Here is a 13,283-nt window from a genome sequence, read left to right as displayed (position 1 = left end):
TCCGGTCAGTCCCGGTCCAGGACCAGGCTCAGCGCCCAGGACACCACGCTGACCACCAGCGCGCCCAGCAGCGCCGCGACGAAGCCGTCGACGTGGAAGGCCAGATCCGCCTGGTCGGCGATCCAGGAGGTCAGCAGCAGCATCACGGCGTTGATCACGAGGGTGAAGAGCCCCAGCGTCAGCACCAGCGCGGGCAGCGCGAAGAGCTTGACGACGGGGCGGACGACGGCGTTCACCGCGCCGAATATCAGCGCCACGACTATCAGCGTGACCGTCCGGTCGGTGCTGTCGCCGGTCAGTGTGATGTCCTTGAGCAGCCAGACGGCGACGGCGAGGGCCGCGGCGTTGGCCAGGGTCTTGACGAGGAAGCTCTTCATGGTTGGGATCATCTCCATCAGGGACGAGATCACCCGGAGATCCGGGTCACACGAGGGGGACAGACGCGGATGAAGGCATTCCGGCTGGATGAGCTGGAGGCGGAGCGCCGCGCGAATGACGGAGCGTATCTGCAGTTCCTGCGCGAGCGGAACATGTCGGTGGGGCTCTACGCGCTGGACGCGGGCGCGGCGGACGGCCAGCAGCCGCACCGCCAGGACGAGGTCTACTTCGTCGTCAGCGGCCGCGCCTCGATCACGGTCGGCCAGGAGACCACCCAGGTCGCCCGCGGCAGCGTCGTCTACGTACCGGCCGGGCAGCCGCACCGCTTCCACCACATCACTGAGGACCTGCGGGTGATGGTGGTCTTCTCGCCGCCGGAGGGCTGAGCGGGCCGCCGCCCGTGACGCGCTCCTTATCAGGGTCGGCCTCAGGGTCGCTTCCGGGACGGACCGGGGCCGCGGTCCCTCCCGTACGGACGGGCGGGGACCTAGCCTGGGAGGTGCCGGGAGGATCCCGGCGGTCCAGCAGCGTCAGGAGGAGCCGGTGTCCGTTCAGGAGATAACCAGAGGTCTGCCGTGGTGGGCGAAGTGGGTCGTCATCCCGCTGCTCGCCGTCATCGTCTTCGGCGGGTTGCTGCTGAGCGTGCTCAGCTTCCTCTTCGCCCTCGTCTTCAAGGTGCTGCTCTTCGCCGTGCTGGTGGCCGGACTGGTCTTCCTGGTGCGGAGGTTCGGCGGCGCGGGCTCGAAGGGCTGACGGGCGGGCGGCGCGGGTAGGCCCCGCCCCCGCCCCCGCCTACCGCTTGCGCCGCCGCCCCCGCCCTCCGCTGCCCGAGGCGGCCCCCGGGCGGCGTCCCGCCGGCCGGTCGCTCGCCACCACCAGCGCCGCCAGCACCGTCGTCAGCGGTACGGAGGCCACCAGGCCGATCGAGCCGACCAGGGTGCGGACGACCTCCTGCGCCACCAGCTCGCTGGTGACCAGTCCGCCCACCCCCACCCGGGCGGTGGTGAAGAGCAGCAGCAGCGGCAGCGAGGCGCCCGCGTAGGCCAGGACCAGGGTGTTGACGACCGAGGCGATGTGGTCGCGGCCGATGCGCATCGCCGCGCCGTAGAGCTGGCGCCAGCCCGCCGCCGGGTCCGCCTGGCGCAGCTCCCAGACGGCGGACGCCTGGGTGACGGTGACGTCGTCGAGCACACCGAGCGAGCCGATGAGCACGCTGGCCAGCAGCAGGCCGCTCATCTCGATGCCGGGGTACTGGGAGTGGATCAGCCCGGTGAAGTCGTCGGTGGAGCCGGTGAGTCGGGCCCAGCCGATGAAGACCGAGCCGAGCAGCCCGATGAGCAGCAGCGAGGCCAGGGTGCCGATGGCGGCGACCGAGGTGCGGGCGTTGAAGCCGTGGCTGAGGTAGAGCGCGATCAGCATGACGGCGCTGCCGCCGACGATGGCGACCAGCAGCGGGTTGGAGCCCTGGATGATCGCGGGCAGGATGAACAGGACGAGCACGGCGAAGGTGATCGCCAGCGCGATCAGCGAGGCCACCCCGCGCAGGCGTCCGACCACCACCACGATGAGCGCGAAGAGCGCGGCCAGCACCCACATCGGCGTGCTGCGCACCACGTCCACCACCGCGTACTGCACCTCGGGCGGGGCGTCGGGCTGGTAGGAGACGATCACCTCCTGGCCGGTGCTGTAGCGGCGCAGCGCGTCGGGGGTGACGATCTCCTTGAAGGTGCGGCCCTTGTCGGAGCCGGTGGTCACCTCGACGGTCGCCCGCTCGCACGTCTCCGGCCTGCCGCCCTTGGCGGGCGGCTTGCCCGACTGGGCGTTGACCTCGGCGCAGTCGACCTCCTCGACCCGGGTGACGCGGGCCTGCTGGCGCTGGGTGTCGAAGCCCACGCCGGAGCGGTCGTGGCCGCCCGGGTCGTCGGGCCAGAGCGCGAGCAGCCCGGCGAGGACCAGCAGCGCGAAGGGGATCAGCACCGCGGCGATCACCGTGCGCAGCCGGCGCGAGGCGGGGTGGGCCGGTCCGTGGTCGTGGCTGTGGGAGTGCGTCACCCTCCGATCATTTCAGGATGGAGGGCGGCGCTCCGGTGGCGGGGCGCGGCGGGTGCGCGGTTCGTACGGAAAGGGGGCGGGCGCGCGGTTCGTACGGCGGGGGCCGTGCGCCGTACGGGCCGACGGGCGGCGTCACTTGGCGCGGCGGCGGGATTCACCGCCCGTTCACCGTGTGTCCCCCGGCCGGCTCGCCGGTGGGCCTAGCGTCCGAGCCCGGACAAACCGTAATCGGAGGGGACCCGTGCGCAAGTTTCTGCCGCTCATCAGTTCGCCGCACCCGGGCGGCCGTGCTGCCCTGACCTGCCGTTACCGCTGTGGTGACGCCTGCTTCCACGAGGTGCCCAACACCAGTGGCAACGCCTACCTCGGCGATGTGATCACCGAGTCGCTCTCCCGCCGCGGGATCCTGCGCGCCGGTGCCGCCGCCACCGTGATCGCCGCGGCCGGCGCCGGTGCGCTGAGCGCCGCCGCGCCCCGGGCGCAGACCGCCACCCGCGCCGCCGCCACCGCGGGCACCTTCGCGGGCGGCGCGGCGCGCGGGCTGCGCTTCACGCCCGTGGCGCCGAACCTGATCGACGCGGTGGTCGTGCCCGAGGGCTACGAGCAGGGCGTCGTGATCCGCTGGGGCGACCCGATCCTGCGCGGCGCGCCGGCCTTCGACCCGGACAACCAGAGCGCCGCGGCGCAGGCCGGGCAGTTCGGCTACAACAACGACTTCCTCACCCTGCTGCCGCTGGCCGAGCGCGGCCGCCAGCTGCTCGTGGCCAACCACGAGTACACCGACGAGGTGCTGATGTTCGCCGGCTGGGACGCCGCGAACCCCACCCGCGAGCAGACCGAGACCGCCTGGGCCGCGCACGGCCTGTCCGTCGTCGTGGTCCAGGAGGACCGCCGCAGCGGCGCGCTGACCGCCGTCACCCGCCACCAGCTCAACCGCCGGATCACCGCGACCAGCGAGTTCCGCCTCACCGGTCCGGCCGCGGGCAGCGACCTGCTGAAGACCTCCGCCGACCCGACCGGCACCAAGGTGCTGGGCACGCTCAACAACTGCGCGGGCGGCACCACCCCGTGGGGCACGATCCTGTCCGGCGAGGAGAACTTCAACCAGTACTTCGCGAACGCCGGCGCGGTCCTGGACCCGGAGCACAAGGCGCGCCTGGCGCGCTACGGCCTCGCGGGCGCGGCCACCGAGCGCAAGTGGGAGCGCTTCGACGACCGCTTCGACGTGTCGAAGGAGCCCAACGAGGTCAACCGCTTCGGCTGGGTGGTCGAGGTCGACCCGTACGACCCCGACTCGGTGCCGGTCAAGCACACCGCGCTGGGCCGCTTCAAGCACGAGGGCGCCAACGTCCGCATCGCCGCCGACGGCCGCGTGGTGGCGTACTCGGGCGACGACGAGCGCTTCGACTACCTCTACAAGTTCGTCTCCAGCAAGCGCGTGAAGCCCGGGCAGTCCCCGGCCGCCCGCCGCTACAACATGACGCTGCTGGACGAGGGCACGCTGTACGTCGCGAAGTTCACCGGCGACAGCCCGGCGGCGGAGATCGACGGCAGCGGAAAGCTGCCCTCCGACGGCGAGTTCGACGGCAGCGGCGAGTGGATTCCGCTGGCCAGCGGCGACACCTCCTTCGTGGAGGGCATGAGCGCCGAGGAGGTGTACGTCTACACCCGCCTGGCCGGTGACAAGGTCGGCGCGACCAAGATGGACCGCCCCGAGGACGTCGAGCCCAGCCCGCGCACCGGCAAGGTCTACGTGGCGCTGACGAACAACACCAAGCGCACCGCCACCGGCGCCACCGGCGTCGACGAGGCCAACCCGCGCCCCGCCAACAAGCACGGCCAGGTCCTGGAGCTGACCGAGGCGAGGGGCGACGCCACCGCCGAGCGCTTCGCCTGGCGCCTCTTCCTGGTCGCCGGCGACCCCAACGACCCGACGACCTACTTCGCGGGCTTCCCCAAGGACAAGGTCAGCCCGATCTCCTGCCCGGACAACGTCACCTTCGACGTCCACGGCAACCTGTGGATCTCCACCGACGGCAACCAGCTCGGCTCGCACGACGGCCTCTTCGGCGTCGCGGTCACCGGCCGCTACGAGGGCCAGGTCAAGCAGTTCCTGACCGTCCCGCACGGCGCGGAGACCTGCGGACCGGTGGTCCAGGAGCGCCGCGTCCTGGTCTCCGTCCAGCACCCGGGCGAGATCGACGGCGCGACCACCGAGAACCCGGCCTCGACGTGGCCCGACGGACCCGGCACGATGCCGCGCCCGTCGATCGCCTGCGTCTGGCGCGCGGACGGCGCCCCGATCGGCTCCTGAGGCCGGCCGGCGGGGCCCGTAGCAGGGGACCCGCCCCGTGGCAGTGGACAGTGGACAGTGGAGGGCAGGGCGCGCACGACGCCCTGCCCTCCACGCATGCGCCGCCGCTGGCCCGAAGCCCGCCTCCTCCTCAACGGGGCTTGCGGCGCTGTCACTTGAGCACGAAACGCTGTTCATGCCGTGTTGGCTTGCCCGCCTCGGCTGTGTATGCCGGCGGGCCCTTCGATAGGGCCTGCCCGGGCGCGCAAACCTCCACAACTCCTGCTGGCATGGCCACTCCATGCCCTTTTACGACAGTGAGGCCGTGAGCGTGCGTACCTCCCTTTTCCTCCGTCTGGGCCTGACCGCATCACTACTGGCCCTGCCCGCCCTGAGCGGCTGCGGCCTGCTCGACGCCGACGACGCGAACGCGAGCAGCAAGGAGGGCGCCGCCCCCGGGCGGCTCTCCGGCTCGGTCGCCGTCGACGGCTCCTCCACCGTGGCCCCCCTGACCCGCGCCGCCGCTGAGAGCTTCGAGAAGAAGAACCCCGGCGTCATCGTCTCCGTGGAGGACAACGGCACCGGTGCCGGCTTCGAGGCGTTCTGCGCCGGAGAGACCGACATGTCGGACGCCTCGCGCCCCGCCAAGGACGAGGAGAAGCTCGACTGCGCGCAGAACGACATCGCGCTGCGGGAGTTCACCGTCGCCAACGACGCCCTGACCGTCGTCGTCCACAAGGACAACGACTGGGTCGACTGCCTCACCACCAAGCAGCTGAAGAGGATCTGGGAGCCCGGCTCCACGGTCAGGAACTGGCACGACATCGACCCGGCCTTCCCCGACCAGCCCCTCGACCTCTTCGGCCCCGGCACCGACTCGGGCACCTTCGACTACTTCACCGCCGAGATCAACGGCGAGGAGAAGGCGTCGCGTTCGGACTTCACCCCCAGCGAGGACGACAACGTCCTGGTGCAGGGCGTCTCCGCCAGCGCGGGCGGCCTGGGCTACTTCGGCTACACCTACTACGAGGAGAACGCCGACCACCTCAAGGCGCTGCGCATCGACGCCGGCAAGGGCTGCGTGGCGCCCAGCGCCACGTCCGTGCAGAGCGGCGGCTACCCGCTGGGCCGGCCGCTGTTCATCTACCCCTCCACCGCCTCGCTGGCCCGCCCCGAGGTGCTGGCCTTCGTGGAGTTCTACGTCGACAACCACGCGAAGATCGCCGAGCGGGCCAAGTACATCCCGCTCAGCCCGAAGCAGGAGGACGGGCTGCGCGCGGCGCTGGGCAGGCTCAAGCGCACGCACGAGGAGTGAGGCGGGGGCGTCGCCCCAGGCCCGCGCCCCCGCCTCCGGCGGCTTTCCCCTCCCCTCGCCCCCCACCCGTGTTCACCTGCGTCGATGCGGGAAATAACGCCGCGATAACGCAAGCACCCACTGGCACGCCGATGTTCACCTCTCGTTAACCGACTTCACCCGTTCGTGTCTGGCTGCGGGTCCTTTTATAAGACCTGCCGGGCTCCTGGCCCGTACATCCCCTGGCAGAAGCGGAAGTTCTGCCGACCGACACACGTAAAGAGGGCAGTGAGCGTGCAGACGAACCTCGGGGGCACCCGTCAGGCCTCCCGCAAGTCTTCGCGGGCCATCCGTATCGGCGCCTTGGTCGCGACCCCCGTCATGATCATGGGCCTGGCCGCCTGCGGCGGCGAGGAGGCCGGCAAGGGCGACTCGGGCAAGGACGGCGCCAAGAGCCTCTCCGGCACCATCAAGATCGACGGCTCCTCGACGGTCGGCCCGCTGACCATCGCGGCCGGCCAGCTCTTCAAGCAGGAGAACTCCGGCGTCAACACCACGGTGGCGATCTCCGGCACCGGCGGCGGCTTCGAGAAGTTCTGCGCCGGCGAGACCGACATCTCCAACGCCTCGCGTCCGATCAAGGACGACGAGGAGGCCCCGCTGTGCGAGAAGGCCGGTGTCAAGTACACCGAGCTGCACATCGCCAACGACGCGCTCTCCGTGGTCGTCTCCAAGGACAACGACTGGGCCGAGTGCCTCACGGTCGAGCAGCTGAAGAAGATCTGGGAGCCCGGCTCCAAGGCGAAGACCTGGAAGGACGTCGACGCCAAGTTCCCGGCCGAGCCGCTGAAGCTCTTCGGCCCCGGTACGGACTCGGGCACCTTCGAGTACTTCACCGAGGAGATCAACGGCGAGAAGAACGCCTCGCGCGAGGACTACACCGCGAGCGAGGACGACAACGTCCTGGTGCAGGGTGTCTCCGGCACCAAGGGCGGCCTGGGCTACTTCGGCTACACCTACTTCGAGGAGAACCAGGACAAGCTGAAGGTCGTCAAGATCGACGGCGGCAAGGGCTGCGTGGCGCCGAGCGCCCAGGCCGCCCAGGACGGCAGCTACACCCCGCTGGCCCGCCCGCTGTTCATCTACCCCTCGGAGAAGGCGCTGGGCCGCCCCGAGGTCAAGGCGTTCATCGACTACTTCGTCAAGAACAACAAGTCCATCGCCGAGAAGGCGAAGTTCATCCCGCTCAGCACGGAGCAGGAGTCCGAGCTGACCGCGGCTGCCGCCAAGCTGAAGTAACGAAACGGCAGAAACGGACATCGTGACAGACCTTCGTCTGACGCAGCCCCCCGCAGGGACCCGGTCCCTGCGGCGGGGCCGCCCGCGCTACGGCGAGCTGGCGGTCAAGGGGCTGCTCCTGCTCGCCGCCCTGGTGTCGGTGGCCACCACGGTGGGCATCGTCATATCCCTCCTTCCCCCCACCATCAACTTCTTCAAGCGCGTCGGCTTCGGGGAGTTCTTCGGCGGCACCAAGTGGACCGCCCTGTTCAGCAACCCCTCGTACGGCATCCTGCCGCTGCTCACCGCCACGCTCCTCATCACCGCGATCGCACTGCTGGTGGCCATCCCGGTGGGCATCGGCTCGGCGATCTACCTGAGCGAGTACGCCCGCCCCCGGGTGCGCGCGGTGCTCAAGCCGACGCTGGAGGTCCTCGCCGGCATCCCGACCGTGGTGTACGGCTTCTTCGGCCTGTTCTTCCTCACCCCGCTGCTGCGCGAGCACTGGCCGCTGCCCGGCGAGGCCCCGGAGTTCCAGAACGCGCTGGTCGCCGGCCTGGTCATGGGCGTCATGGTCATCCCCACCATCGCCTCCCTCGCCGAGGACGCGATGTCCGCCGTCCCGCACGCGCTGCGCGACGGCGCGTACGCGCTGGGCTCGGGCCGCCGCACGGTCGCGCTGCGCGTGGTGGTCCCCGCCGCGCTCTCCGGCATCGTCGCGGCCTGCGTGCTGGGCGTCTCGCGCGCCATCGGCGAGACGATGATCGTCGCGATCATCTCGGGCACCCAGTCGACCAAGGTGAGCCTCAACCCGCTGGAGCCGATGCAGACCATGACCGGTTTCATCGCCCAGGCGGGCTCCGGCGACGTCGCCACCAGTTCCTTCGAGTACAAGACCATCTTCGCGGTGGGCGCAGTGCTGTTCGTCCTCACCTTCGTGATGAACATGATCAGCATGCGGCTGGTGCGCAAGTACCGGGAGGTGTACGAATGAGCCTCGCCAAGGTCGTACAGGACCGCAGGCCCGCACCCGAGCTGGAGCCCGGCGCACTGCGCGGACCCCGGATGCGTCCGGGCGAGTCGGTGTTCAAGTGGCTGCTGATGGCCTGCCTCGCGGTCGGCGTGGTCTTCCTCGCCGTGCTGCTGGCCTACATCGTCAGCGAGGCGCTCCCGCGCCTGGACTCGCGGCTGTTCACCAACTTCCCCGACACCATCGACCCGGCGGCCTCCGGCGGCCAGTCCGCCATCCTCGGCACGCTCTGGGTCATCTCCTTCACGGCGCTGTTCTGCCTGCCCACCGGCATCATGGCGGCGATCTACCTGGAGGAGTACGCGGACACCAACCGCTGGTACAACCGCCTGATCGAGCTGAACATCCAGAACCTGGCGGCCGTCCCCTCGATCGTCTACGGCATCCTGGGCCTGGGCATCCTGGCCCGCCAGATGAAGCTCGGCAACACGGTGCTGACCGGCGCGCTGACGCTCTCCCTGCTGGTGCTCCCGGTCGTGATCATCGCCTCGCGCGAGGCGATCCGCGCTGTGCCGCCCACGATCCGCCAGGGCTCCCTGGCCCTGGGCGCCACCCAGTGGCAGACGATCCGCCGCCAGGTGCTGCCCGCGGCCGTGCCCGGCATCGCCACCGGCTCGATCCTGGCGCTCTCGCGCGCGATCGGCGAGGCGGCGCCGCTGGTCATGCTCGGCATCGCCGTCTACGTGCCCTTCAACCCCGAGGGCGCGCAGAGCCAGTTCACCGCGCTGCCGATGCAGATCTTCTTCTGGATCCGCGAGTCCCGCGAGGAGTACCACTACCTCGCCGCCGCCGCGATCGTCGTACTCCTGGCGATCCTCCTGCTCATGAACGCGGCCGCGATCTGGCTGCGCAACCGCTACTCGAAGCGATGGTGACCGCGATGACCATCCCGAACCAGCCGCAGACCGCTCCCCACAAGAACCCCCACAAGGAAACCTCCACCATGGCGATCGAGCTCGCGCCCCAGGGACACGAGAGGCCGCAGCCCTCCCTCGCCGACCCGGTGTACGAGGTCTCCGACCTCGACATCTACTACGGCGACCACAAGGCCGTCCGCGACGTCAACATGACCATCGGGCGCCGCCAGATCACCGCGATGATCGGCCCCTCCGGCTGCGGCAAGTCCACCGTGATCCGCTGCTTCAACCGGATGAACGACCTGATCCCCGGCGCGCGTGTCACGGGCAAGGTCGCCTACCACGGCGAGGACCTCTACGGCGCGGACATCGACCCCATCGAGGTCCGCCGGCGGATCGGGATGGTCTTCCAGAAGCCCAACCCCTTCCCCAAGTCGATCTACGACAACATCGCCTACGGACCCCGGGTCAACCAGGGCCGCAAGGGCCGCCTGTCGAAGTCGGCGACGGACGACCTCGTCGAGGAGGCGCTGACCGGCGCCGCCCTGTGGGACGAGGTCAAGGACAAGCTGAAGAACTCGGCGCTCGCCCTGTCCGGCGGCCAGCAGCAGCGGCTGTGCATCGCCCGCGCCATCGCCGTGAAGCCCGAAGTGATCCTCATGGACGAGCCGTGCTCGGCCCTCGACCCGATCGCCACCGCCAAGATCGAAGACCTGATGGTGGAGCTCGCAGCGGAGTTCACGATTGTCATCGTCACGCACAACATGCAGCAGGCCGCCCGCGTCTCCGACTGGACCGCCTTCTTCACGGCCGGCGTCGACGACGCCGGGGTCCGCCACGGGCGACTCGTCGAGTACGACACCACGCGCAAGATCTTCGAGAGCCCCAGCGACCAGCGCACGGAGGACTACATCACCGGCCGCTTCGGGTGACGGGGAACTGACGACGATGCAGTCCGCCCCCCGGCCGCCCGCGCCGCCGTCCCTCCCGTCGGCGTCGGTGTCGGCGAGACCGGCCCTTCCCGGGCAGCGGCACGGCGGCCGGGTGCTGCTGCTCGCGGACGCCGACGAGCAGGTGGCGCACGAGCTGGCCGAGCACCTCGCCGGGCACCAGGTCAAGGTCGTCTTCTGCTCCGACGGGGCCGAGGCGCTGCTCCAGGTCGGCCTGCAGAACCCGGACGCGGTGCTGGTCAGCGCGAAGCTGCCGCTCGTACCGGGGGCGCGGGTGGTGGAGGTGCTGCGCCGCCGCTGCACCACCCCGGTGATCATCGGGGTGGGTCCCGAGGACGCCGAGGACGCGGTGGAGGCGCTGACCGCGGGGGCCAGCGCCTGCGTCGCGCGTCCGTACCGCCCGTACGAGGTGCTCAAGCTCCTCGGGGTGACCGGTCCGGTCGGCTACGAGGTGGACCGGACGGTGAGCGCGGGGGTGTACAGCATCAACCCGGGCACCTTCGAGGCGCGCATCGCCGGGCGGCTGGTGCAGCTGCCGCTGCGGGAGTTCAAACTGCTGCACCTGCTGGTGGCCAACGCGGAGAAGGTCGTCACCCGCGACCAGATCAGCGCGGAGCTGTGGGGCGGCACCGCGCCGAAGTCCAACACCATCGCCGTGCACATCCGGCGGCTGCGGGACCGGATCGGCGACGATCCGCATGATCCGTCGGTCATTCTGACGGTACGAAACGTGGGTTATCGGTTCGTACCAGGATCATCAGGGCCGTCGGTCGGATAGTCGTACGGTCATCCGGACGTGCATCGCGTCCCGTCGGTACGGGGGTACGGCGGGGCGCGATGCGTTTGTGCGTGTGAACTGGAGCCGTACGAAAGACAGTTGGCCAAGTGCTGCTGCCCCCAAGCAAGTTGGCCAACTGGATGATGAAAAGCCCCAGTTGAGGGGGAAAGCCCCTCAGGAGTTGATAACTCCCGCCCCCAGAAGGGCGAACAGCAGCAGCCCCACCACGATCCGGTAGATCACGAAGATCGCGAAGTCGTGCTTGGCGACGTACCGCAGCAGCCACGCGATCGAGATGTACGCCACCACGAACGACACCGCGGTGCCGACCACCAGCGGCGCCACCCCCACCCCGCCGCCGACCGCGTCCTTCAGCTCGTACAGCCCCGCGCCCGTGAGCGCCGGCAGCCCGAGGAAGAAGGAGAGCTTCGTCGCCGCGACGCGCTTGAGGCCCAGCAGCAGGCCGGTGGAGATCGTCGCCCCGGAGCGCGAGAAGCCGGGGAAGAGCAGCGCGAGGATCTGCGAGCCGCCCACCAGCATCGCGTCGGCGAACGTCACCTGCTCGTCGTCGCGCTGGTGGGTCCCGTAGCGGTCGGCGACGTACATGATCCCGCTGCCGACGATCAGCGAGCCGGCGACGACCCAGAGCGAGGCGAGGGGCCCCTCGATGAGGGACTTCGCGGCGAGTCCGACGACGACGATGGGGATGGTGGCGTAGATGACCCACCAGGCGAACTTGTAGTCGTGGCCGCCGCGTTGGTCGCGGTGCAGGATGCCGCGCAGCCAGGCGGTGGCGAAGCGCCTGATGTCCTTGAAGAAGTAGACGAACACGGAGGCGATCGCCCCGACCTGGATCACGGCGGTGAAGGCGACGACGGGCTTGGAGTCCACGTCCATGCCCATCAGGCCCTCGGTGATCTTCAGATGCCCGGTGGAGGAGATGGGCAGGAACTCCGTCACCCCCTCGACAATCCCCAGGACAACCGCTTCCCCGACACCGATCGCGCTCACGTGCTCCCGCTCTCCTCACCGTGTGTGACGTAGGAGACACCCTATGCACGCGACCGCCTGCCACCCCTCACCCGGCCCCCACCCGAACCGCCTCGCTCGTGTGTACGCCGCCTCCCGGCCGCCAGGTGCGCCGCAGCAGCTCCGCCGCCGCCAACTGCAGTGCGGCGACGGCCAGCAGGACCGCCTCGGGCGCGGCGAGCGCCACCGCCGCCCCGGTGAGCGCGGCGCCCGCCGCGGCGGCGGTGACCTTCAGTCCGGCGCCGAGGGTGAAGACCTGGGTGCGCAGGGCCGCGGGGGCGTGGTCGGCGCGGATGCGCAGGGTGGCGGTGAGCAGCGGGCCGTCGCAGAGGCCGGCGAGGGCGAAGAGCGCCGCGCAGAGTACGAACGGCGCGGCGAGGGCCGCGGCGGCCAGTGCGAGGCCGGTGCCGAGCAGGCTGCGGACGGCGAGGCGGCGCGCGGTGGTACGGGGCGCGGCGCGTGCGGTGAGGAGGGAGCCGGCGAGGGCGCCGGCGGCGAAGAGCGTCATCAGGGCGCCGCCCTCGCCGGGATAGCCGCGGGCGGCCTCCAACTCGACGGCGGTCAGGGTGAGTCCGCCGACGCCGAGGAAGGCCAGGGTGGTCGCGGCGGTGATCGCCCGAAGGGGGCGGACCTGCCACAGGGTGGCGAGGGCGGGGCGGGTGCCGCTCCTGGCCGGGCGGGCCGGCGCTCCTGGATCGGGGGAGTTGTGCGCGGAGTCGGGGGAGGCGGGCATGGCGTCGGGGGAGTTGCGCGTGCCGCCGCGCCGCCGGGTCAGCGCGCAGCCCACCGCCACCGCCGAGACCCCCGCCACGGTCGCCAGCAGCGCCCCGGCCGCCGCCGGGCCCGCGACCGCCGCCGTCAGCGCCACCAGCGCGGGGCCGCCGACGCCGGCCACGTTGTACGTCACCGCGTCCAGCGCGTACGCCCGGTCGCGGGCCGGGCCCGGTGGTGCCGGCTCCGCGAGCAGGCTCGACAGGCCGCCCGTGACCACCGGTCCGCAGGCGCCGCCCGCCACCGCGACGGCCACCGCGATCCCGGTCGGCACCCGGCCCAGCAGCAGCGCGAGGGCGCCGATGGACACCGCGAGGACGGCGAGCGCGCCCCCGTAGAAGAGCCCCCGCCGCCGAGCCCGCGCCGCCAGGGCCCCCGCCACCGGGGCGGCCAGCACGTGCGGTGCGAGCCAGGCCGCGAGGACGGCCGCCGCCGCGGCGCTGTCCCCGGTCCGCTCCCGCGCGAGCAGCACCAGCGCGATCCCGACGCCCTCCTCGGCGAGGCGGGCGCCGGTGGCGGCGGTGAGCAGGAGAGCGAGTAACGGCTTCATGAAACAAGACGTTACAGATATCG

Annotated in this window: 13 protein-coding genes; 9 read left to right on the top strand and 4 right to left on the bottom strand. The window is 71.0% G+C overall.

Annotated elements, in window-relative coordinates; genetic code table 11:
• Positions 1-5 precede the first annotated feature (5 nt).
• Complete coding sequence (locus ACFQLX_RS02870; protein ID WP_386411546.1) at positions 6-377, bottom strand: phage holin family protein; 372 nt, start codon at positions 375-377, stop codon at positions 6-8.
• A 69-nt stretch (positions 378-446) separates the two neighbouring features.
• Here ACFQLX_RS02870 and ACFQLX_RS02865 point away from each other — a divergent pair, with 69 nt between their 5' ends.
• Together ACFQLX_RS02865 and ACFQLX_RS02860 are read left to right on the top strand one after the other, a co-directional pair.
• Positions 447-764 carry a cupin domain-containing protein gene (locus ACFQLX_RS02865; RefSeq protein ID WP_386411544.1) on the top strand — a complete coding sequence of 106 codons (318 nt, stop codon included), beginning with the start codon at positions 447-449 and terminating at the stop codon, positions 762-764.
• Between the two features lie 157 nt (positions 765-921).
• The gene (locus tag ACFQLX_RS02860; protein ID WP_386411542.1) at positions 922-1,131 is read left to right on the top strand and encodes a DUF5326 family protein; all 210 of its coding nucleotides are present in this window, start codon (positions 922-924) and stop codon (positions 1,129-1,131) included.
• A 39-nt stretch (positions 1,132-1,170) separates the two neighbouring features.
• On the opposite strand, the gene ACFQLX_RS02855 is transcribed toward ACFQLX_RS02860, so the two are convergent.
• Entirely contained in the window at positions 1,171-2,430 is a 1,260-nt protein-coding gene (locus tag ACFQLX_RS02855; protein WP_386411540.1) for a YibE/F family protein, read from the bottom strand.
• Between the two features lie 241 nt (positions 2,431-2,671).
• Here ACFQLX_RS02855 and ACFQLX_RS02850 point away from each other — a divergent pair, with 241 nt between their 5' ends.
• The 7 genes from ACFQLX_RS02850 to ACFQLX_RS02820 all read left to right on the top strand — a co-directional run bounded on the left by ACFQLX_RS02850 (position 2,672) and on the right by ACFQLX_RS02820 (position 10,910).
• Complete coding sequence (locus ACFQLX_RS02850) at positions 2,672-4,744, top strand: PhoX family protein (protein WP_386411539.1); 2,073 nt, start codon at positions 2,672-2,674, stop codon at positions 4,742-4,744.
• Positions 4,745-5,048: 304 nt separating this feature from the next.
• Entirely contained in the window at positions 5,049-6,038 is a 990-nt protein-coding gene (locus ACFQLX_RS02845) for a PstS family phosphate ABC transporter substrate-binding protein (protein ID WP_386411537.1), read from the top strand.
• A 267-nt stretch (positions 6,039-6,305) separates the two neighbouring features.
• Positions 6,306-7,316: a PstS family phosphate ABC transporter substrate-binding protein gene (locus ACFQLX_RS02840; protein ID WP_386411535.1), complete on the top strand. Its 1,011-nt coding sequence runs from the start codon at positions 6,306-6,308 to the stop codon at positions 7,314-7,316.
• Between the two features lie 22 nt (positions 7,317-7,338).
• Positions 7,339-8,289 carry a phosphate ABC transporter permease subunit PstC gene (pstC, locus tag ACFQLX_RS02835; protein WP_386411533.1) on the top strand — a complete coding sequence of 317 codons (951 nt, stop codon included), beginning with the start codon at positions 7,339-7,341 and terminating at the stop codon, positions 8,287-8,289.
• Complete coding sequence (gene pstA / locus ACFQLX_RS02830) at positions 8,286-9,200, top strand: phosphate ABC transporter permease PstA (RefSeq protein ID WP_386411531.1); 915 nt, start codon at positions 8,286-8,288, stop codon at positions 9,198-9,200. The genes pstC and pstA overlap by 4 nt, the downstream gene beginning before the upstream one ends.
• Positions 9,201-9,268: 68 nt before the next feature.
• Positions 9,269-10,114, top strand: coding sequence for a phosphate ABC transporter ATP-binding protein PstB (pstB, locus tag ACFQLX_RS02825; protein ID WP_386411721.1), 846 nt, complete (start codon positions 9,269-9,271; stop codon positions 10,112-10,114).
• Between the two features lie 67 nt (positions 10,115-10,181).
• Entirely contained in the window at positions 10,182-10,910 is a 729-nt protein-coding gene (locus ACFQLX_RS02820; protein WP_386411529.1) for a response regulator transcription factor, read from the top strand.
• 174 nt (positions 10,911-11,084) lie between these two features.
• On the opposite strand, the gene ACFQLX_RS02815 is transcribed toward ACFQLX_RS02820, so the two are convergent.
• Both ACFQLX_RS02815 and ACFQLX_RS02810 read right to left on the bottom strand, forming a co-directional pair.
• Positions 11,085-11,921 carry an undecaprenyl-diphosphate phosphatase gene (locus ACFQLX_RS02815; RefSeq protein ID WP_386411527.1) on the bottom strand — a complete coding sequence of 279 codons (837 nt, stop codon included), beginning with the start codon at positions 11,919-11,921 and terminating at the stop codon, positions 11,085-11,087.
• Between the two features lie 67 nt (positions 11,922-11,988).
• On the bottom strand, positions 11,989-13,260 hold the full coding sequence (locus tag ACFQLX_RS02810; protein ID WP_386411525.1) for an MFS transporter: 1,272 nt from the start codon (positions 13,258-13,260) through the stop codon (positions 11,989-11,991).
• Between the last annotated feature and the right edge of the window lie 23 nt (positions 13,261-13,283).

This window comes from Streptomyces polyrhachis, from assembly GCF_042663125.1.
GTDB lineage: Bacteria > Actinomycetota > Actinomycetes > Streptomycetales > Streptomycetaceae > Streptomyces > Streptomyces polyrhachii.
Note: the sequence above shows the minus strand (reverse complement) of the source record. Positions and strands in the feature narration are given on the sequence as shown.